This window comes from Hydrobacter penzbergensis, assembly GCF_900106985.1.
Lineage (GTDB): Bacteria > Bacteroidota > Bacteroidia > Chitinophagales > Chitinophagaceae > Sediminibacterium > Sediminibacterium magnilacihabitans.
In genome coordinates this window covers 36,692-56,492 of the sequence record NZ_FNNO01000006.1, presented here as the reverse complement: position 1 = coordinate 56,492, position 19,801 = coordinate 36,692, and the positions used below count along the sequence as shown (strand labels likewise).

At 45.7% G+C, this 19,801-nt stretch carries 17 protein-coding genes and 1 tRNA gene; 9 read left to right on the top strand and 9 right to left on the bottom strand.

The window, feature by feature from the left end:
• The first annotated feature begins 117 nt into the window (after positions 1–117).
• Positions 118–426 (top strand): DUF3467 domain-containing protein, encoded by a 309-nt coding sequence (locus BLU98_RS08065; RefSeq protein ID WP_026767928.1) that lies wholly within the window; start codon positions 118–120, stop codon positions 424–426.
• On the opposite strand, the gene radC is transcribed toward BLU98_RS08065, so the two are convergent.
• A complete protein-coding gene (gene radC / locus BLU98_RS08060; protein WP_092723527.1) occupies positions 423–1,115 on the bottom strand; it encodes a RadC family protein in 693 nt (230 codons plus the stop codon). The two genes, BLU98_RS08065 and radC, sit on opposite strands and share 4 nt — an antisense overlap.
• A gap of 74 nt (positions 1,116–1,189) precedes the next feature.
• On the opposite strand from radC, the gene BLU98_RS08055 reads away from it, so the two are divergent.
• From BLU98_RS08055 to gnd, 7 genes are all read left to right on the top strand, one after another.
• Positions 1,190–2,146 (top strand): ribose-phosphate pyrophosphokinase, encoded by a 957-nt coding sequence (locus BLU98_RS08055; RefSeq protein WP_092723526.1) that lies wholly within the window; start codon positions 1,190–1,192, stop codon positions 2,144–2,146.
• A 38-nt stretch (positions 2,147–2,184) separates the two neighbouring features.
• Complete coding sequence (locus tag BLU98_RS08050) at positions 2,185–2,775, top strand: 50S ribosomal protein L25 (RefSeq protein ID WP_092723525.1); 591 nt, start codon at positions 2,185–2,187, stop codon at positions 2,773–2,775.
• Positions 2,776–2,873: 98 nt separating this feature from the next.
• A complete protein-coding gene (pth, locus tag BLU98_RS08045) occupies positions 2,874–3,449 on the top strand; it encodes an aminoacyl-tRNA hydrolase (RefSeq protein ID WP_092723524.1) in 576 nt (191 codons plus the stop codon).
• Between the two features lie 112 nt (positions 3,450–3,561).
• Positions 3,562–4,173, top strand: coding sequence for a fumarylacetoacetate hydrolase family protein (locus BLU98_RS08040; RefSeq protein ID WP_092723523.1), 612 nt, complete (start codon positions 3,562–3,564; stop codon positions 4,171–4,173).
• A 33-nt stretch (positions 4,174–4,206) separates the two neighbouring features.
• Positions 4,207–6,273 carry an alpha-ketoacid dehydrogenase subunit alpha/beta gene (locus BLU98_RS08035; RefSeq protein ID WP_092723522.1) on the top strand — a complete coding sequence of 689 codons (2,067 nt, stop codon included), beginning with the start codon at positions 4,207–4,209 and terminating at the stop codon, positions 6,271–6,273.
• Positions 6,274–6,331: 58 nt separating this feature from the next.
• Positions 6,332–6,405: transfer RNA gene (locus tag BLU98_RS08030), tRNA-Met, on the top strand.
• Positions 6,406–6,519: 114 nt separating this feature from the next.
• Positions 6,520–8,424 (top strand): NADP-dependent phosphogluconate dehydrogenase, encoded by a 1,905-nt coding sequence (gnd, locus tag BLU98_RS08025; RefSeq protein ID WP_092723521.1) that lies wholly within the window; start codon positions 6,520–6,522, stop codon positions 8,422–8,424.
• Here the strand turns inward: gnd and BLU98_RS08020 are convergent.
• The 5 genes from BLU98_RS08020 to BLU98_RS08000 all read right to left on the bottom strand — a co-directional run bounded on the left by BLU98_RS08020 (position 8,419) and on the right by BLU98_RS08000 (position 14,324).
• Positions 8,419–9,735 carry a GntT/GntP/DsdX family permease gene (locus BLU98_RS08020; RefSeq protein ID WP_092723520.1) on the bottom strand — a complete coding sequence of 439 codons (1,317 nt, stop codon included), beginning with the start codon at positions 9,733–9,735 and terminating at the stop codon, positions 8,419–8,421. The genes gnd and BLU98_RS08020 overlap by 6 nt on opposite strands.
• Before the next feature lie 36 nt (positions 9,736–9,771).
• Positions 9,772–10,671, bottom strand: coding sequence for a PfkB family carbohydrate kinase (locus tag BLU98_RS08015; protein ID WP_092723519.1), 900 nt, complete (start codon positions 10,669–10,671; stop codon positions 9,772–9,774).
• A 145-nt stretch (positions 10,672–10,816) separates the two neighbouring features.
• A complete protein-coding gene (locus tag BLU98_RS08010; protein WP_092723518.1) occupies positions 10,817–12,238 on the bottom strand; it encodes a hypothetical protein in 1,422 nt (473 codons plus the stop codon).
• 415 nt (positions 12,239–12,653) lie between these two features.
• Positions 12,654–13,847 carry a pyridoxal phosphate-dependent aminotransferase gene (locus BLU98_RS08005; protein ID WP_092723517.1) on the bottom strand — a complete coding sequence of 398 codons (1,194 nt, stop codon included), beginning with the start codon at positions 13,845–13,847 and terminating at the stop codon, positions 12,654–12,656.
• A gap of 81 nt (positions 13,848–13,928) precedes the next feature.
• Positions 13,929–14,324 carry a DUF1573 domain-containing protein gene (locus BLU98_RS08000; protein ID WP_092723516.1) on the bottom strand — a complete coding sequence of 132 codons (396 nt, stop codon included), beginning with the start codon at positions 14,322–14,324 and terminating at the stop codon, positions 13,929–13,931.
• Positions 14,325–14,548: 224 nt separating this feature from the next.
• On the opposite strand from BLU98_RS08000, the gene BLU98_RS07995 reads away from it, so the two are divergent.
• Positions 14,549–16,939 carry an alpha-ketoacid dehydrogenase subunit alpha/beta gene (locus BLU98_RS07995; RefSeq protein WP_092723515.1) on the top strand — a complete coding sequence of 797 codons (2,391 nt, stop codon included), beginning with the start codon at positions 14,549–14,551 and terminating at the stop codon, positions 16,937–16,939.
• A gap of 2 nt (positions 16,940–16,941) precedes the next feature.
• Here the strand turns inward: BLU98_RS07995 and BLU98_RS07990 are convergent, their stop codons facing one another.
• From BLU98_RS07990 to BLU98_RS07980, 3 genes are all read right to left on the bottom strand, one after another.
• Positions 16,942–17,337 carry a thiol-disulfide oxidoreductase DCC family protein gene (locus BLU98_RS07990; RefSeq protein WP_092723514.1) on the bottom strand — a complete coding sequence of 132 codons (396 nt, stop codon included), beginning with the start codon at positions 17,335–17,337 and terminating at the stop codon, positions 16,942–16,944.
• A gap of 3 nt (positions 17,338–17,340) precedes the next feature.
• Positions 17,341–18,063: a YebC/PmpR family DNA-binding transcriptional regulator gene (locus BLU98_RS07985; protein ID WP_026767915.1), complete on the bottom strand. Its 723-nt coding sequence runs from the start codon at positions 18,061–18,063 to the stop codon at positions 17,341–17,343.
• Between the two features lie 151 nt (positions 18,064–18,214).
• On the bottom strand, positions 18,215–19,714 hold the full coding sequence (locus tag BLU98_RS07980) for an amino acid permease (protein ID WP_092723513.1): 1,500 nt from the start codon (positions 19,712–19,714) through the stop codon (positions 18,215–18,217).
• Between the last annotated feature and the right edge of the window lie 87 nt (positions 19,715–19,801).

Here is a 19,801-nt window from a genome sequence, read left to right as displayed (position 1 = left end):
CCCCATCCATCAATAAAAGAGGCTACTCGAAAGAGTAGCCTCTTTTATTGATACGACAACATCAGCGAATTGAGGTATTGGATATTTGAAATACTTTTGTGGCTTCAATCATCAAGCATGGACCAACAACCACCCAACCAATTGAATATCGAGATCAGTGAAGAAACGGCAGAAGGTTCTTATGCCAACCTGGCCATCATCACCCACAGCAATGCAGAATTTGTGATCGATTTTGTGAACGTAATGCCGGGTACTCCCAAAAGCCGGGTGAAATCCAGGATCATTTTTACGCCCATGCATGCCAAACGCTTTATGAAAGCGCTGGAGGAAAATATCGAAAGGTTCGAAGCGGCCAATGGCCCCATTAAAGACCTGGAACATATTGAAATTCCCATGAACTTCGGTGGTCCCAACGCGCAGGCTTAACGCAGCAACCCCTCATCGGCAAAACTGAAATACCCCTCATTGCTTACAATGATGTGATCCAGCAATCGTATGTCGAGGCAAGCGGCCGCAGCTTTTATTTTCTGTGTGAGCATTTCGTCGGCCGTACTGGGACGAAGGTTGCCACTGGGATGATTGTGGCAAAGAATGATACTGGTAGCGTCGTATTCCAGGGCTTTTTTTAAAACAACCCGTGGATCGGCAACGGTTCCGGTGACGCCCCCCTCACTAACAATCTCAAAACGCAATATTTTATTGCTGTTGTTGAGGCACACTACAGCAAAGGCTTCTTTTTTACGGTGTTCCAGCCTGGCCCGCAGGTAATGGGCTATATCGGCGCTCTGTTTCACCCGGGGCCTGAAGCTGGCGGCCATATTGCGCCGGATACCCAATTCCAAAGCCGCTGCCAGTGCAATGGCTTTGGCTTCACCCAAGCCCTTAATGTGTAGTTTTTGGAGATCCTTTACAGACAGGCTGGCCAGTAAAGAAAGATCATGGTGCACATGGGACAATAATTCCCGGCAAAGCTCCATCACATTTTTTCCGGGTGCACCATTGTTGATCAGGATGGCCAGTAATTCCGTATCTGTAAGGGCTTCGGCACCCTTCAGGAGCAGCTTCTGCCGCGGTTGTTCGGCAGGCGCCCAATCCTTAATTTTTAATTTCGCCATAATAAAAATTACTAAAAAATCAAATCATAATTTCTTAACCTAATCTATATCTTCGCCGCATATTCCCGCTATATATGAACCCTTCCGTTAAGATTTTTTCCGGCACCGGGTCGCAGCAACTGGCAGAAAAAATTGCCCAGCGCTTTGGCGCCCCCATTGGCAAAATCAATATCCAGAAATTCAGCGACGGTGAGTTTCAACCCATTTTCCTCGAAAGCATCCGAGGCGATTATGTGTTCCTTGTGCAGAGTACTTTTGCGCCCACCGATAACCTCATGGAACTGCTGCTGATGATCGATGCGGCTAAAAGAGCCAGCGCTTATAAGATCATTGCAGTCATTCCTTATTACGGTTTCGCGCGGCAGGACCGGAAAGATAAGCCACGTGTGGCAATCGGATCGAAATTAATCGCAACACTTTTACAGGCAGCCGGGGCCGACAGGATCATTACCATGGACCTGCACGCACCCCAGATACAGGCTTTCTTTGATGTGCCGGTTGACCACCTCGACAGTTCTGCCATCTTCATCCCGTATATCGAACAATTGAAACTTACCAACCTCACGTTCGCAGCGCCGGACGTAGGCAGTACCAACCGGGTACGTGAAGTGGCCAGCTATTTCAACGCGGAAATGGTCATCTGCGATAAACACCGCAAAAGGGCCAACGAGATCGCCAGCATGGTGGTTATCGGTGATGTATCGGATAGAGATATTGTACTCATTGACGATATCTGCGACACAGGTGGTACACTGGCCAAAGCCGCCGGATTGCTGAAAGAAAAAGGAGCCCGCAGCGTAAGGGCCCTGATCACCCACCCGGTACTCAGCGGAAAAGCCTACGAGAACATCGAAAACAGTGTACTCGAAGAACTGGTGGTTTGCGACACCATTCCGCTGAAACAGGAATCCAGGAAGATCAAGGTGGTTTCGGTAGCGGATTTATTTGCGATCGCTATACGTAATGCCTATGAAAATAAGAGTATTACGAGCCTTTTTATACATTCCCAACTCAGGGGGAGGGACAAATAGAAAATTTCCTTACCTTCGCCGTCCAAAATTTTATTTTAATGAAAACGATTACAATCGAAGGACAACTGAGGACCGATTATGGCAAAAAAGCCGCCCGCCAGATTCGCTCTCAGGAAAACGTGCCAGGTGTAATTTACGGGGGTGCGCAGGAGATCAATTTTTATGCTTCTGCTAAGGCTTTCAAGCCTTTGGTATACACCGGTGAATTCCAATTGGCCGAAGTAAAAGTAGACGGCAAAGCGTACAAATGTATCCTGAAAGACCTGCAGTTCGACAAAGTAGATGATTCCCTGACACATGTTGACCTGCTGGAACTGGTAGATAACAAGAAAGTGGTTGCCACACTGCCGCTGAAATTTGTAGGTACTTCTGCAGGCGTGAAAGCCGGTGGTAAACTGGTAACCAAAATGAAGTCTTTGAAAGTAAAAGCTTTACCCAAAGACCTGAAAGAAACCATCAATGTAGACATTACCAACCTCGAACTGAATGGTAACATCCGCGTTGAAGACGTAAAAGCAGCGAATATGGAAATACTGAACTCACCCCGTATTCCCATCGCTTCTGTAGTAATGACCCGTCAACTGAAACAGGAAGAAGCTACAGCAGTAAAAGAAGAAAAGAAGAAATAATCTAATTTTTTTAAGTAGCGGTTATACTTGAAAAAGCCCGGCAATACTGATTTGCCGGGCTTTTGTATTGAGTGATATATTGTATTTTTACCCGTAGTATGAATCAATTTCTGATTGTTGGACTGGGAAATATTGGTGCTGAGTATCATCATACCCGGCATAATATAGGATTCGATGTGGTCTCGGCCTTCGTGCTGAAACACGGTGGCCTTTTTCAGACCGGCCGGTTGGCAGAAGTGGCTGAAGTCAAATGGAAGGGACGGCAGTTCACCTGCATCAAACCCACCACCTACATGAACCTGAGTGGCAAGGCATTTAAATATTGGCTTGATAAAGAAAAGATAACATTGGACGCCACCCTGACCATTGTAGACGACCTGGCCCTGCCATTGAGCAGGCTGCGACTGAGGGGCAGCGGCTCTGATGCAGGGCATAACGGGCTCAGGGATATCCAGCTCACACTTGGCACCGACCAATACCCTAAACTGCGGTTTGGAATAGGGAATGACTTTCCCAGGGGCAGGCAGGTAGATTTCGTTTTGGGTAGGTGGGATCCCGTGGAAATACCTATCGTAGAGCAGAAAATTGCCAAGTGTGTAGAGGCCATCGAACTGTTCGCAACAGTGGGTTTGGAAAAGACCATGAATCTGTTAAATAATTTGGCATTCAAGTAAAAAAGCACGTATTTCACAATTATATTGGAAGGAAGTATAATACAACCGATGGGAACTCGATCGAGGATGCTTTACCCTGTATCACTTGATAGTATTCTAAACGAAACGACTTATGAAGATTTTTTGCGTAGGCAGGAATTATGCCGAGCATGCAAAAGAACTGAACAATTCCATTCCGGATGAACCAGTTCTTTTTATGAAACCCAAAACAGCACTGCTACAACCTAATATCCCTTTTTATTACCCTGAGTTTTCAAATGAGCTTCATTACGAAGCAGAGCTGGTATTGCGTATCTCGAAGAATGGCAGGTATGTACCTGAGAAACATGCCGCGCGTTATTATGATGCCATAACGGTTGGTATTGATTTTACTGCCCGCGATATACAAAATGAACTGAAGAAAAAAGGCCTGCCCTGGGAAAAAGCCAAGTCCTGGGACCATTCTGCCGTGATTGGAACCTGGCTACCGCTGCAACCCGAAATACTCAAAAAACCCTTGCTCTTCTCACTGAAAAAGAACAAAGAAATTGTACAGTCCGGCTCCTCGGCCGATATGTTGTTTTCATTTGAACAGATCGTAGCCAATATCTCTCATTACTTCTCACTCAACATAGGCGATCTGGTTTTTACAGGCACCCCCGCAGGAGTAGGTGAATGCGTGGTAGGAGACCTGCTGGAAGGATACCTGGGCGAACAGCAAATGTTCACGCTCGAGGTAAAATAACTTAATATTGCCAGCCAAGATACGCACTTCAACATGTTAAAACCCGCGATACTATTGCAGGCTTATGAGCTCATGGCTACCGCAAGGGCTATGAGTGATCTATACGATACCAACCGCGCTGTTTGCCGCTATGTTCACTCCACTTCGCGCGGGCATGAAGCCATCCAACTGGCAACAGGCATGCAATTGCAGGCTTGTGACTGGATGAGTCCGTATTACCGCGATGACAGCCTCTTACTGGCAACAGGTTTCACGTCTTATGAATTGATGCTGCAACTATTGGCTAAAAAGGACGACCCTTTCTCTGGCGGCCGGTCCTATTATTGCCATCCCAGCAGCAAAGCCCCGGATAAACCATCGATCATACACCAGAGCAGCGCTACGGGCATGCAAACCATTCCTACTACCGGACTGGCGCAAGGCATACAGTTCCTGGAAAAAACCTTTCCTGAAAAATTGGGCAGAACCACCGAAGGATATTTACCTATTGCACTTTGTTCTTTTGGTGATGGCAGCGCAACAGAAGGAGAGGTGAGTGAAGCCCTTCAATTCGCCACTTTGAAACAGTTGCCCATTGTATACCTGGTGCAAGACAATCAATGGAGCATCAGCGCTTCGGTGGATGAAGTAAGGGCCATGAATGTATTTGATTACGCAGCGGGCTTCAAAGGACTGAAGCGCCTGCAATGTGATGGCAGCGACTTTGAACAGGCTTATGTAACCATGCAGGAAGCGATTGATTATGCCCGTACAGAACGGAAGCCGGTATTGGTTCACGCAACCGTTCCTTTGCTGGGACATCATACCAGCGGCGTAAGAAAAGAATTTTATCGCAGCAAGGATGACCTTGCTGTACACGCATTGGATGATCCCTTTCCCAAACTCAGGCATATATTACTTGCCAACGGTTTCACGGAACAGGAACTGGAGCTGATAGAAACAGAAGCCATTTCCAAAGCGGCACAGGATTTTGACAAGGCGATGCAGGCAGCAGAGCCTTTGCCTGGTACCGTTACAGATCATGTATTCGCGCCAACGATGGTAACTAAAGAGAGTGGTGAGAGAACACCTGCATGCGGAGAAAAAGTGATGATGGTTGATGCGGCGCTGCATGCGGTAGAAGAGATCATGGAAAAATACCCCGAAGCGATTTTGTATGGGCAGGATGTGGGCGCCCGCCTCGGAGGCGTTTTCAGAGAAGCAGCTACACTGGGAGAAAAGTTCGGCGCGCACCGGGTATTCAATACAGCTATACAGGAAGCTTATATCGCAGGCTCTACTGCCGGGCTATCGGCTCTTGGCCTGAAACCCATAGTAGAAGTACAGTTTGCCGATTATATCTATCCTGCTTTGAACCAACTGGTGACTGAATTGTCGAAATCCTGTTACCTCACCAATGGCAAGTTCCCAGTACAAATGGTTTTGCGTGTACCCATAGGTGCTTATGGAGGCGGCGGACCGTATCATAGCGGCAGCATTGAGAGTACCCTGCTTAGCATCAAGGGAATCAAAGTAGCTTATCCGTCGAACGCTGCCGATATGAAAGGATTGATGAAAGCAGCCTTTCTTGATCCCAATCCCGTTGTTATGCTTGAGCACAAAGGTTTGTATTGGAGTAAAGTACCCGGCACAGAAGAGGCCCGTACCATTGAACCGGATAAGGATTATATTTTACCATTGGGCCAGGCGAGCCTGGTGGTACAAGCCAATGCAGATAAGATACAGAAAGGAGAAACGGTTTGTATCATCACTTATGGCATGGGTGTTTACTGGGCAAAGGCAGCCGCAGAAAAATACCCCGGACAGGTAGAAGTGATGGACCTGCGTACACTGTATCCACTGGATGAAAAAGCAGTGTATGAACTGGTACAAAAACATGGTAAAGTATTGGTATTAACCGAAGAACAACAGTCTCATTCATTTGCCGAATCACTGGCTCTGCGGATTTATAATCATTGCTACCATTTCCTGGATACCAGGATTGAAGTACTGGGGGCGCTGGATTTGCCGGCAGTACCCATCAACCTTGCATTGGAAGCGGAAATGTTGCCCAGCCCGGCCAAAGTGGCGGAAAGAATTGCCAAACTTTTGCAGTCTTAGGCTTTTTTTAGCCCCCAAACACCCCTATATTTGCACCCCGTTAACGAGCGCGGAATAAGGCGGGGTAGCTCAGGTGGTTAGAGCGTTGGATTCATAACCCAAAGGTCTCGGGTTCAACTCCCGATCCCGCTACTACTCGGGAATTTTCAATAAAAAATTGAGAATTCCCGTTTTTGTTTTGAGGTATTGCGGCGGTTGGTACGAAGCACTAATTCAGCATTGATTTCCATGATATATTTACAGTCTATGAGTTATTCAAGACATGTTGCATTTATTATTATGGGTGTTTCAGGCGTAGGCAAAACAACCATTGGTAAGTTGTTATCTCAAAAAACGCATATCCCTTTTTTTGATGCAGATGATTTTCACAGCGAGGAAAATATCGCAAAAATGAGATCAGGGGAAGCGCTTACCGATGAGGATCGCAGCGACTGGTTGCATAAGTTGAATACTATGTTGGTGAAACAATTGCAACAAGACTCCTGCATATTGGCTTGCTCTGCGTTGAAACAATCATACAGGGATACTTTATCTGCTAATTGTACAAGCCAAATAAAATTCATTCATTTGTTTGGTTCATTTGAAAAAATTTCGGCACAAATGAAGTCAAGGAAAGATCATTTTATTTCCCCTTCTTTACTTCAGTCGCAGTTTGATGCGTTAGAGAACCCGGTTAACGCAATTCATATTTCAATCGATCAAAATACAGCGGTTATGGTAGAAGCCATTCATCATCAATTATTCAACAAATCTGAAATAGGTATCATTGGTTTGGGAGTGATGGGTAAAAGTTTGTGCCGGAATTTTGCCGGGCATGGATTCAATATTTCCATGTACAACCGCCACCTGCAAGGTGTTGAAGAAAATGTGGCGGTTCATTTTCAACAGCAATATCCTGAATTAAATAAGGCTTTGCCTTTCGATAACATCGAATCATTCATCAACTCGCTTCAAACACCAAGGAAAATCATCATCATGGTGAATGCAGGCGCTGCAACAGATGATGTGATCCAAAAAATCACACCTTATCTTTCCGCAGGCGATGTGGTAGTGGATGGGGGAAATACATATTTTGAAGATACAGAAAGGCGACAGGCCGCTTTCAGCTTGCAAGATGTTTTCTTCATCGGCTGTGGCATATCGGGTGGAGAAGAAGGCGCTTTAATGGGGCCATCCCTGATGCCCGGCGGTAATAAAGCCGGATATGAAATGGTGCAGCCTTATTTGGAAGCCATTGCTGCAAAGGATCACCAGCAAAATCCCTGCTGCACCTATATTAGCGAAGGAGGCAGCGGTCATTTTGTAAAAATGATCCATAATGGGATCGAGTACGTGGAAATGCAATTGCTGTCTGAAGTGTACCAGGTATTGAGACAGAATGGAAAGAACCCCGATGCCATCGCTGCTGTTTTTGAAGCATGGAAAAAAGAAGGGGTGGACAGTTATTTATTGGACATCACCATTGATATTTTAAAAGAAAAAGAAGGGGATAAATGGCTGCTCGATCAAATCGTCGACGAAGCCCAAAGTAAGGGAACCGGTAATTGGGCTGCCATTGAAATAACCAAACAACATGTTCCTGCTACATTAATTGCAACATCGCTTTATGCGAGGTATGAATCGGCATACAAAGACCTCAGGGTAGCATTGAATGCATTGTACCCGGTTCTTCACAATGCTGAAAGTCCCATTGCTGTTGAGCTGTTGAGAGAAGCATACGAACTGGCAAGGATCATTAATCATTTCCAGGGTTTCTGGGTCATTACCGAAGCCTTCAAAAACCACGGCTGGCAAACCAATATGAGTGAGATCGCCCGGATATGGACAAATGGGTGCATTATCCGGTCGGATTTGATGCAGGAATTGATAACAGTCTTCAACACTACAGATAATATGCTGTTATCAGACCTGTTGCATCAAAGGATCGGGCAGTTAAAACCTTCCTTAAGTAAAGCGGTGAGCTATGCAATAGAAAATGAAATAGCTGTTCCCTGTCTCAGTGAAGCCATCAATGCGTTCAACGCAATTACAACGGCCCAATCACCGGCCAATTTATTGCAGGCACAGCGGGATTATTTCGGGGCGCATACATTTCAGCGTTACGATACTCCCGGCGGAAAGTTTTTTCATCACCAATGGAAAAAATCATAAGAAAGCATTCAATAACATCACGCCTACTAACCCCACTACCGATACAATGGTTTCCATTAAAGACCAGGAGCGGAAGGTATCTTTCAGAGAGAGATTGAAGTATTCTTTGAACATCCAGAATCCAGGGTCGTTGACATGAGAAAACATCAGGCTCCCCGAGCCGATGGATAATACCATGAGACTGGGGTTGATAGTCGAGTGGCTCATCAACGGCAAAATGATGCCCGCAGCAGTGAGTCCGGCTGCAGTAGCCGAACCGATACAAACCCTCAATGTGGCGGCAATGATCCAGCCAAGTAAAAGCGGATTCACCTGTGATTGTTTAAAGAACTCAGCGATCTGGTTGCCGGCTCCGCTATCGGTGATCACCTGTTTCAAAGCACCGGAACAAGCAATGATTAAAATAAGTACAGCTATTTCTTTAATGGCTTCTTCAAATAAACCCATTACCTGCTTCATGGTTTTACCCAAAAAAACGCCTAAAGAGAGACTGCAAAACAAAACCGACAATATCATCAAAACAGAAGGCTCACTGATAAAGGAAGCGGCCTGTCCGGCTAGTGACTGATCTGGCACCAGGTATTTGATAAAAGAAGTGAATATCAATAAAAAAACAGGCAGTAAGGCCGAAAAAAAACTGTTGAATACAGAAGGAAGCTGATCAGGTTTTTTTAAATGAGTTATCAGCGGTGGTTCACCAACCGGTTGAATGTTTTTGATCATAGAAGAAAAAACAGGCCCGGCCAGAACCAGGGTAGGAAAAGCAACAATCAGTCCCCATAGCAAGGTTTTTCCCAAATCAGCGTGAAATATAGAAACCAGCGCAGAAGGCGAGGGGTGAGGCGGTAAAAAACCATGTGCTACCGATAAGGAGGCAAGCATTGGTAAGCCAACAAAAACAATGGGTAATTTATATTGATGTGCCAATGTAAATATGATGGGCACCACTAAAACAAATCCTACATTATAAAAGATAGGAATGCCAATGATGAAACCGGTAAACAGCATGCCCCACTGGATATAACGTTCTCCAAAAATACGCATCATCCTGCTTGCGATGACTTCCGCAGCACCGCTGACAGCCACCAGTTTGCCGATCATGGCGCCCGAACACAATACGATCAATGTAGAACCGGCCATGTCGCCAATCCCTTTCTGAACAGAGGAAGCGAGTTGCTGAAAAGGTATTCCCAACAAACGGCCGGCTATAAAAGCAACGATCAAAAATGAAATGAAAGGGTTGATCTTACAAAAACTAATAAGCAATACCAATAGTAAAATCGTGGCAAGGAGGATGGCAAGAAAAGACATAATGAATGTTATTCAGACTTTTGGTGAAATTGAATTTTATAAATATTGTGTTGCAGTATTGAATGAAATGCCTGCTGACAGTGTTTTCAATACATCCGATTCACTGCCTGTAAAAGGCCCCGATGTTTCAATGTTCAAAGTAGCTATTGCAGCGGCAAACTTACCTGCATTTTCCAGGGTTGCTCCTTTTGTACGCATGTACAGATAGCCTGCCATGTAAGTGTCTCCGCATCCGGTGGCGTCTACAACAGCGCTTGGCTTGTATGCCGGAATAGCAATGAATGCTCCATCTTTACAAATAACCGATCCGTTGCTCCCCAGTGTGATCACTATTTCATTAGCACCCCAATTCCATAATGCCTGTGCCGCAGATGCTATATGGGTGTGACCGGTAATGGCTTCCATTTCGGTTTCATTCAGTTTCAGAATGCTTATATAAGGGAGGACAGTTTTTTTATCACTCCAATCTACAGGATACACTTTTTCATCTTTTACATTTCGCAGGTAACCTTGTGCGTCAAGAGAAACGATTCCTTTTTCGGACAAAGTTTTGATCACCGAAGCGGGTATATCGCCGGATAATAATGGGCCAAGATGGTATATGCGGGCGTTGAGACCTGTTATTTGTTCAACAGAGAAAGCATCGGCCTGCTGGGCTACTTTTTGTTCCCGATGGTCCTGGTTACTTGTATAAATATTCTCGAAATAAACGGTATTCCTGCTGGAGCAAGCCGTAATGGAGATTCCCCTTTCATGCAGTGAAGAAAGAAGTGCTGCTTCTTTTTCCGCCAGCGCGGTAACCAGGTGATAACGGACAGGCAGGTTTCCAATGGCGTGGGAGAAATAAAAAGCAGTGCCGCCAGGCAAATGGGCTACATGGTGTGGTGTTACAATTTTATCGAGTGTAATATGTCCAATGCAGCAGATATCGTACATGATGAATAAACAAGTGTTTTTACTTTGAACTGGTAAGTTAACGAGTTATATCGTTTTAGGCATCAATTCGACAGGATTTGTGTGTGATGGAACCACTCATTATAATGTATCTGTACGAATGCTCCAAGAGCGGCAGAATGAACGGTTATTGGGGGCAGTCAAGCCGGGAAACCACTTTCTTTTTGCTGAAAGGGTGGATGCTGAGCATCAGGTATCCGCCTCCATTCAGGGAAGGGTCTTTTTTCAATAACCCAAAGTTGTGAATACCCAATAGAAGCGGACCCAGTTTGACTGCCGCTCCTATCCAAAGTTGCCCCTGTGTATTGTATTGTATGGGCAGGTATGCGCCCCAGGCCAATGTTTCCCATCGTGGTGTGATCGTAAGCAGGTTCAATTCCCTTGTGCGCAGTTTGTTGTAGCTGGAAGTAGAATAGAAATTCAGGCTAAGGTCGGCATTGACATAAAAATTGTTACCCAGCTTCCGGTCAACATTGATCACCAGCCTGGTTGGATTACTGATGATGAAGTTTTCGCCAATGGATGATGCAGTACTGAAAATGGTAGCCAGTGTATCGTGTAATCCGTTGATGGATTGAACACCGCGCATCTTAACGGCGATCACAGTATCGGTGATATTGGGATTGACATTGCTGAACTCACCGGAATAAGTACTGGCCTTATATGCATTGGATCCGAGATCCATGATGGAAGCGCCGATCTTCCAGGTATAATTCAGGTTTTTATTGATGTCGGGATCATCGTTTTCTGTATCGTAAACCAAGTATTCCACACCAAAGCTGAGTCCTAAATGGGTAGATGTATTCCGCAGAAAATCTTTTATTGTAGGATTATTGGAAGTCGTATTATCGTAATTGGCCGAATAGCCGTAAATGGCATAAGCATTGGTAAGCTTGTAGGCGGTATCTGTACCCTTGGTCAGCTCCTGGTAAGTAAAACGCCTTACTTTTCCGAATCCCCCCGATAACCCGCGCATGATCTGTAATGTAATGCCCCCGCTTAATTTTCCACTGGGTGTTTCGCTCAACACCTGCGAGTAATTAAGATTGCCTTCCAGCCAGCCGGTATGGATAGCGAAACCTTCCAGGTAAGGGGTGGTGCGGTTCATTTTAAAAAACTCATTGAAACTATACACATTGTCGGACGACCAAAGTGGTTGTGTTTTGATGTGGTTGTAGGTTCGGGCACGCAGTCCAACCGCCAGGGCTTTTGTGTCGGACAACTTATAATGGAATTGAAGCAGGTCAACATCTGCATTGGTATGGATAAACCTGCTGGAATATTTATTCCCGAATTGCAGAAAAGTACTGTCTTGCGAAGAGAGCGAAAAATTACCCAATGCCAGGGTGTTGGTACTTTGGGTAACCTGTAAAGAGAACAGGTTAAGATCCCACCGGTAAACCGAATTGACCGGCGACGCAGGATTATTGCGGATGCCGGCGCTGCCTGCAAAAGGCGATCCATTGATGGCATGGTAGCTCTGTGCCTTTGCGCTATAGGAAAACAGGATGAACAGGAGCCATAAAATAATACCGCGTACTGGTTTCATTGAAGCAAAGAGTCGGTTGGTTTGGTATTAGTTGCCTGGAGATACAGTTTTGATTATCCGATGGAAAGATAGGGGGAAAACTCAAAAGACTATATAAAAAAAGCCCCCTGTAGAAACAGGGGGCGTCTTCGATTGCTTGCCATATGAAAAAAGATAAAAATCACTTAACAGCCACTTCAAATCTGGCATAAAGTATGCGCTTATGTTTGAAGCCAAAACGAAGATAAGGGAAAAATTGAAACAAAGTATTTTTTTGTGTAATTAATTTAATATTTCCAAAAAATTAATAAAAAGATAAAATTTTTGATAAAAAATAAAACATGTAAAAATATATAATTTGATTATTTTGCCTAATTTTTCCTCTTCTAATACATGCTTAAGACCGCAGTTTAACAATTAAATTATTTATAATCAATTATTTAGGTTGATTATATACCTTTAACGCCTGCTCCAGGCAGTCCATCGCCAAATTAATATTATTTATATTTAATACGTATGCCAAACGCACTTCGCGCTTGCCTAAGCCGGGTGTTCCATAAAATCCACTGGCGGGCGCCAGCATCACAGTCTGGTTATTATAGCTGAATTTTTCCAGCAACCACTGGCAAAATACATCGGCATCATCTACTGGTAATTGAGCCATGGCATAGAATGCACCTCCCGGGGTGGGACAAACAACGCCTTCCATAGCATTGAGGCGCCGTACCAGCAAGTTGCGCCTTTCCCTGTACTCCTCACGGGTGTGATTAAAGTAATCAGCCGGGAGGTCGAGCGCAGCTTCGGCGGCGATCTGCGCAAAACTAGGGGGGCTGAGCCTGGCTTGTGCAAATTTCATCACAGTTTCCAGTACGGCCACATTTTTTGTTACCAGTGCACCGAGCCGCGCGCCGCAGGCGCTGTACCTTTTACTGATGGTATCCATCAGCACCACATGATTTTCCACACCTTTTAAATGCATGGCACTTACCTGGTGTCCTTCATAACAGAATTCCCGGTAGGCTTCATCGGAGAACAGGTAAAGATTGTATTGCAGGATGATCTCTTTCAACTGCTGCATTTCCGCTTCGCTGTACAAATAACCGGTAGGGTTATTCGGACTACAGATAACGATGGCCCTGGTACGAGGGGTGATCTTTTCGACAAAGGCCGAAATCGGCGGAAGCGCAAAACCGGTGTCGATGCTGGATGTTACGGGAACCACTTTCACGCCCGCTGCTACCGCAAAACCGTTATAGTTGGCATAGAAGGGCTCGGGAATGATCACTTCATCGCCCGCATCCAGGCAGGCCATAAAGCCGAAGAGGATGGCTTCGCTGCCGCCGGTGGTTACAATGATCTGGTTGTAGTTCACATCAATACCCACACTTTTATAATAACCCGTGAGCTTGCGCCGGTAACTTTCATTGCCCGCACTGTGGCTGTACTCGAGTACTTTCAAATGACTTTCCCTTACCGCTTCCAGCATCAAAGCAGGGGTTTCAATATCGGGCTGACCTATGTTGAGGTGGTAAACAGTAGTGCCTTTTTTCTTGGCAGCTTCTGCGAAGGGCACCAATTTTCGTATGGGAGAGGCCGGCATGACCTGTCCGCGTTGACTGACTTTAAGCATGGCACAAAGATAACATGCCCGAAGCTACACCAACAAAAAAGCAGCCCGGAGGCTGCTTTTCAGCGAAAATGAATAATGTAATTATTTAGATGATTTGGTAGTAACGGCGTCTACTACTTCTCCTTCAATACTCAATACCACCGGCTGTTGCGCGCTGGCAAACTTAACGGTTACATCTTTTTTGAAAGCTCCCATGTTGGCAGCATTGTAAGTTACTTTGATGGTCGCAGTTTTGCCCTTAAGGATCGGATCTTTTGAATACTCAGGCGTGGTGCATCCGCAGGAAGCACTCGCGAATTCAATGATCAGGGGTTTGTCGCCCGTATTGGTAACAGTGAAAATATGTGTGGCCGGAACATTGTGCTTGATCTTACCGAACTTGTAAACAGATTCGCTGAACTTAGCGTCTTTCACTTCATTCTGCGCAAAGACAGCAATAGTAGTCAGCATAAGAACAAATGTGAGCACTTTTTTCATAGTATGATTTTATTTGTGTTGAAGAATGAATCTTCCGTAAAACTAACCCCTTTCACCCAACTAGCGGAAAAATAATGTTGGAAGGCTGAAGAGGCCATTATTTATGGCATACAATTAGTGCTATTTCCAAGTCATTTTGTATTTTAAAGCCATTTTAATGCCGGGCGGGACAGGCCAAAACTAATTTCTGTTAGCCTTTCATCTTGTAGTATTATTTTTGTTTTATGGAATCGACGACCACAGTTGAACAAAGAACAGATATGCTTTCTTTCGATGGCTTCAGAAATGCAGTAATGCAAGATTACCGCATTGCTGTGGTAAGCAGGGAAGTAAGTCTTTTAGGAAGAAGGGAAGTGCTTACCGGCAAAGCCAAGTTCGGCATTTTTGGCGATGGCAAAGAAGTGGCGCAGGTAGCCATGGCCAAGTTTTTTCAGAAGGGCGATTTCAGAAGCGGGTATTACCGCGACCAGACTTTCATGTTCGCAACAGGACTGGCAACGGTTGAACAATATTTTGCACAATTGTATGCCGATCCGGATATTGAACACGATCCGTTCAGTGCAGGCAGGCAGATGAATGCGCATTTTGCAACACCTTTTGTGGATGAAGCGGGCAATTGGTTAGACCTGGCCAATCGAAAAAATATTTCATCAGATATTGCACCAACAGCCGGACAAATGCCGCGCTCATTGGGATTGGCATTCGCTTCCAAATGTTTCCGCAGTTCTACGCATAAAAAAGAACTGGAGCACCTGAGTAACAATGGTAATGAAATTTGTTTCTGTACCATTGGCGATGCCAGTACTACTGAAGGTCATTTCTGGGAAACCATGAATGCTGCAGGCGTACTGCAAGTGCCGCTCGCTGTTTTTGTGTGGGATGATGGTTATGGTATTTCCGTTCCCAAGAATATACAAACCACCAAAGGTTCCATTTCCACTGCGTTGAGAGGATTTCAGAAAGGAGAAGATACCAATGGTATCAACATATACAAAGTGAAGGCCTGGGATTATGCCGGCATGTGTGAAGTGTTTGAAGAAGCATTGCATCAATTGAGAGATACTCATGTACCCGTTTTATTTCACGTAGAAGAAGTAACACAACCGCAAGGGCATTCAACCAGCGGAAGTCACGAAAGATACAAATCGCCCGAGCGGTTGGAATGGGAAAAGGAATGGGATTGTTTAAAGAAGATGAAAGAGTGGATGATTGAAAACGAACTGGCAACGGCAGATGAATTGGCCGAACTGGAAGCCGAAGCCAAAACACATGTGCGCGAAAGCAGGAACCTGGCCTGGGAAAAATACTTAGCGCCCATCAAAGCACAGGCAGCCCAAGCTGCTGAGCTCATCAGGGGCACCATGGTCAATGATATCGATCTCTATGGCAAGCTGCAACAACAAGCAAAAGATTTGCAGAACAATAAAGAGCCGTTGCGCAGGGATGTGCTTCGCACACTCGCACTGGCCATGGAGTTGGCGCCGCAATCGCCTTCTGTTGCTGAGTTGAAAGCGCATAGCCAGTCGTTATGGGAAGAAAGCAAAGCGTTATACAACAGCCACCTGTACAACGAAGGGCCCAAGAGCGCCATGAACGTGCAGGAAGTAAAACCACTTATTCCATCAGACGCTCCGTTGGTGAACGGTTACGAAGTGCTCAATAAATATTTCGATGCTTTGTTTACATCCAATCCCAAAGTCTATGCTTTTGGTGAAGACGTTGGACATATCGGTGATGTGAACCAGGGTTTTGCTGGATTGCAGGATAAACACGGGAAAGACAGGATACTGGATACCGGTATCCGCGAACTAACTATTGTTGGACAGGGTATTGGTATGGCGTTGCGCGGTTTGAGGCCGATTGCAGAAATACAGTACCTCGACTATCTCCTGTACGGATTGCAGCCATTGAGTGATGATGTAGCAACTACGCATTTCCGAACGAAAGGACAGCATAGTTGTCCGCTCATCATACGTACCCGCGGTCACAGGCTCGAAGGCATCTGGCACAGCGGTTCGCCGTTGGGCATGATGATCAATGCACTGCGTGGTCTCTATATCTGTGTTCCCCGGAACATGGTGCAGGCCGCCGGTTTCTATAATACTTTATTGCAATCGAACGATCCGGCCATTGTGGTGGAATGCCTGAACGGGTATCGTTTAAAAGAAAAATTACCTTCCAATCTGCTTGAGTTTACTGTTCCGCTGGGAATACCCGAAGTGATCAGGGAAGGAACAGACATCACAATAGTATCTTATGGTTCCACACTGCGCATCATACAGGATGCGACAGACAGGCTTGCAAAAGAAGGCATCAGCTGTGAAGTGATCGACGTGCAAACCTTGCTGCCTTTCGATATCCATCACCAGATCGTTGAATCTTTGAAAAAAACAAGTCGCATTGTTTTCATTGACGAAGACGTACCTGGCGGCGCTTCAGCCTATATGTACAACAAAGTGATGGAGGAACAGAAAGGATACCAGTGGCTCGATGCGGCGCCGCGTACCATCACCGCCAAAGCACACAGGACGGGTTATGGAAGCGATGGTGATTATTTTGGTAAACCCAATGCCGAAGAGATCATCAATGTTATCCGTGAAGTGATGGCGGAATAGCCTCAATCAAAAAAAAGATCATTTAATTCTGGTGTGGGAACCCAACAGGCGTTTCTTTTTCCAAACCAACGGTAGCGGTTACGTGCAACAAGATTATATATCCCATTACGTAAAAAGCGGGGAATGACGATCAATGCATATAAGACCGGCCATCCCCCGTTTAGTTTTTTTATTACGCGCAGCGCTGCGGTGGAACGGGTAAATACGCTGCCGTTTTCAAATAAAATAAAACTGTTGTAATCGTTTTCAGGCAAATGATGTGTTGACAGGAACCTTTTGCCGAATTCACTTTGCAGAGAGGCAAAACGAAACCGCCTCCCGGGGTCCCTGCGGATCACGAACTGCACACTGTTATTACATAGGTTGCATAGTCCGTCAAAGAGAATCACATCATTCATGGCTTATGCCATATTATGGAACACTTTGTTCACGTCTTCATCCTGTTCCAGGCGTTCAATCAGTTTACTCACATCTTCTGCCTGCGCATCACTTACGGGTACGGTAGTAGTAGGGATCCATTCCAGCTCAGCACTGATAGGCGTAATGCCTTTATCTTCCAGCGCTTTCTGCAATTTGCCGAAGTCAACAAAAGCACAACGGAGTACCAATATTGCATTGCCATTATCGTCGGTACTTTCACCAAGCTCTTCCAGGCCATGATCAATCAGTTCCAGTTCGAGCTCGTCGGAATCCAATCCTTCGGGCTTCAATTTGAATACGCCCATCTTTTTAAACTGAAAACTTACGCTGCCGGTATTACCCATGGCTCCGTTTCCTTTGTTAAAATGACTCTTCACGTTGGCTACGGTACGTACATGGTTATCGGTAGCGGTCTCCACCAATAAAGCCACTCCGTGAGGGGCATAACCCTCATATAAAATTTCTTCGTAGTTGCTGGTATCTTTTCCCTGCGCTCTTTTGATGGCTGCTTCCACGCGGTCTTTAGGCATGCCCACGCTTCTGGCGTTCTGGAAACAACGGCGAAGGGCGGGGTTGGTGGCAGGGTCGGGGCCACCGGCTTTAACAGCTATCACGATCTCTTTGCCAACACGGGTAAACTGCTTGGCCATCCGGTCCCAACGGGCAAACATGGTGGCTTTACGAACTTCAAAAATCCTTCCCATAATTAAATGATGATCTTGTTATCTGGTGATAATGTCTGGAAACGTGCAAAATTAACGCTTACAAGCCCATCCAACAAAAAACAGCCCGCCGTAGCTTTAGCGAAGGCGGGCAGGCTGTTTTTTGTTGAATAAGATTGACAGGAGAGAATGGTTATTGTCCCAGCAGTTTACTGTTTTTCTTACTGTATCCGAAATAAACCACCAGGCCAATGATCATCCACAGGAATGCACTGAGCAAAGTCTGGTTGGGCAAAGAAATGATCATCGCTGTGCACACGAGCATACCCAAGATGGGTACCAGCGGCACCAACGGGGTTGTGAAAGGTCGTACCCTGTCAGGATCATTTTTACGCATGATCCATACACCTGCACACACCAACACAAACGCAAAGAGTGTACCAATGCTGGTCAGGTCGCCCGCCACACTACCCGGAACAAATGCAGAGAAAGCGCCAACAAAAACAAAAAGAATGAGATTGGATTTATAAGGCGTTCTGAATTTCGGATGCAGGTCTGAGAATACTTTGGGGAGCAATCCATCGGTAGACATGGTATAGAATACGCGGCTTTGTCCCATCAGCATCACCAATATCACCGAAGAAAAACCGGCCAGGATTGCAATGGTTACTGCCTTGGCCAGCCAGCCGTAATTGTGCATATAGGTCTCGATAGCATAAGCAACAGATGCTTCCTTACCAGATTTTACGAAATCGGTATAAGGAGCCACGCCGGTGAGCACCCAGGAGAACAGTACATATAATAAGGTACAGATCACCAGCGAACCCAATATACCAATAGGCATGTCTTTCTTGGGGTTCTTGGCTTCCTGGGCAGCAGTAGATACCGCGTCGAATCCAATGAATGCAAAGAATACGATTGCGGCACCGGTGAGTACACCACCCCATCCGTGTTTGAAGAAGCCGGAATAGGAATACATGGTCCCGTCAGGTTTCATAGCAGGTGGTGCATCGGCAGGGATCAGGTAAGGCGTATGGTTGGCGCCTTTTACAAAATGCCATCCTACAAAAATGAATACCAGTACGATCGTAACCTTGATGAATACAATGATGCCGTTAACGATAGCCGATTCCTGGGTGCCCTTAATAAGCAGGAGAGACAACAACAAGAGAATGAACAGAGCAGGTATGTTCATAATGCCCTGGTGCATGACGTTAGCGGCATCCAGCGCCTTTTCAAAAGGAGAATGACACCACTCGTATGGTATCGAGCCAATGTTGAACTGCTCTAATAACTTATTCAGGAATTCACTCCAGGCAATGGAAACGGTGGCAGCGCCCAAGGCATATTCCAATATGAGCGCCCAGCCGATGACCCAGGCAACCAGTTCGCCCATGGTAGTGTATGCATAGGTATAAGCACTACCGGCAATAGGGATCATGGATGCAAATTCTGCATAACAAAGCCCGGCAAAAGCACATCCGATGGCTGCAACGAGGAAGGAGAAAGTGACGGCCGGGCCGGCATGCTCACCTGCAGCAGCAGCGGTCCTCACGAAGAGACCAGCGCCAATGATGGCCCCAATACCCAGCGCTACCAGGCTACCGGGACCCAGCGTTCGCTTCAGTCCTTTTTCCGAATCAGCAGCCTGGGCCATTAAAGCGTCCAAAGACTTCTTTCTGAATAAACTCATAGTAATAGTTAGTTGATTTTTAATAAAAAGTTTCGGAAAAGTAATGATTTCTTTATTTCGCCTCTATTTCGCTATGGAAAACTTTTG

Excerpts from the sequence above, each read along its gene's own strand:
- BLU98_RS08065 (WP_026767928.1), top strand. The coding sequence starts at position 118 with ATGGACCAACAACCACCCAACCAATTGAATATCGAGATCAGTGAAGAA.
- radC (WP_092723527.1), bottom strand. The coding sequence starts at position 1,115 with ATGGCGAAATTAAAAATTAAGGATTGGGCGCCTGCCGAACAACCGCGG.
- BLU98_RS08055 (WP_092723526.1), top strand. The coding sequence starts at position 1,190 with ATGAACCCTTCCGTTAAGATTTTTTCCGGCACCGGGTCGCAGCAACTG.
- BLU98_RS08050 (WP_092723525.1), top strand. The coding sequence starts at position 2,185 with ATGAAAACGATTACAATCGAAGGACAACTGAGGACCGATTATGGCAAA.
- pth (WP_092723524.1), top strand. The coding sequence starts at position 2,874 with ATGAATCAATTTCTGATTGTTGGACTGGGAAATATTGGTGCTGAGTAT.
- BLU98_RS08040 (WP_092723523.1), top strand. The coding sequence starts at position 3,562 with ATGAAGATTTTTTGCGTAGGCAGGAATTATGCCGAGCATGCAAAAGAA.
- BLU98_RS08035 (WP_092723522.1), top strand. The coding sequence starts at position 4,207 with ATGTTAAAACCCGCGATACTATTGCAGGCTTATGAGCTCATGGCTACC.
- gnd (WP_092723521.1), top strand. The coding sequence starts at position 6,520 with ATGAGTTATTCAAGACATGTTGCATTTATTATTATGGGTGTTTCAGGC.
- BLU98_RS08020 (WP_092723520.1), bottom strand. The coding sequence starts at position 9,735 with ATGTCTTTTCTTGCCATCCTCCTTGCCACGATTTTACTATTGGTATTG.
- BLU98_RS08015 (WP_092723519.1), bottom strand. The coding sequence starts at position 10,671 with ATGTACGATATCTGCTGCATTGGACATATTACACTCGATAAAATTGTA.
- BLU98_RS08010 (WP_092723518.1), bottom strand. The coding sequence starts at position 12,238 with ATGAAACCAGTACGCGGTATTATTTTATGGCTCCTGTTCATCCTGTTT.
- BLU98_RS08005 (WP_092723517.1), bottom strand. The coding sequence starts at position 13,847 with ATGCTTAAAGTCAGTCAACGCGGACAGGTCATGCCGGCCTCTCCCATA.
- BLU98_RS08000 (WP_092723516.1), bottom strand. The coding sequence starts at position 14,324 with ATGAAAAAAGTGCTCACATTTGTTCTTATGCTGACTACTATTGCTGTC.
- BLU98_RS07995 (WP_092723515.1), top strand. The coding sequence starts at position 14,549 with ATGGAATCGACGACCACAGTTGAACAAAGAACAGATATGCTTTCTTTC.
- BLU98_RS07990 (WP_092723514.1), bottom strand. The coding sequence starts at position 17,337 with ATGAATGATGTGATTCTCTTTGACGGACTATGCAACCTATGTAATAAC.
- BLU98_RS07985 (WP_026767915.1), bottom strand. The coding sequence starts at position 18,063 with ATGGGAAGGATTTTTGAAGTTCGTAAAGCCACCATGTTTGCCCGTTGG.
- BLU98_RS07980 (WP_092723513.1), bottom strand. The coding sequence starts at position 19,714 with ATGAGTTTATTCAGAAAGAAGTCTTTGGACGCTTTAATGGCCCAGGCT.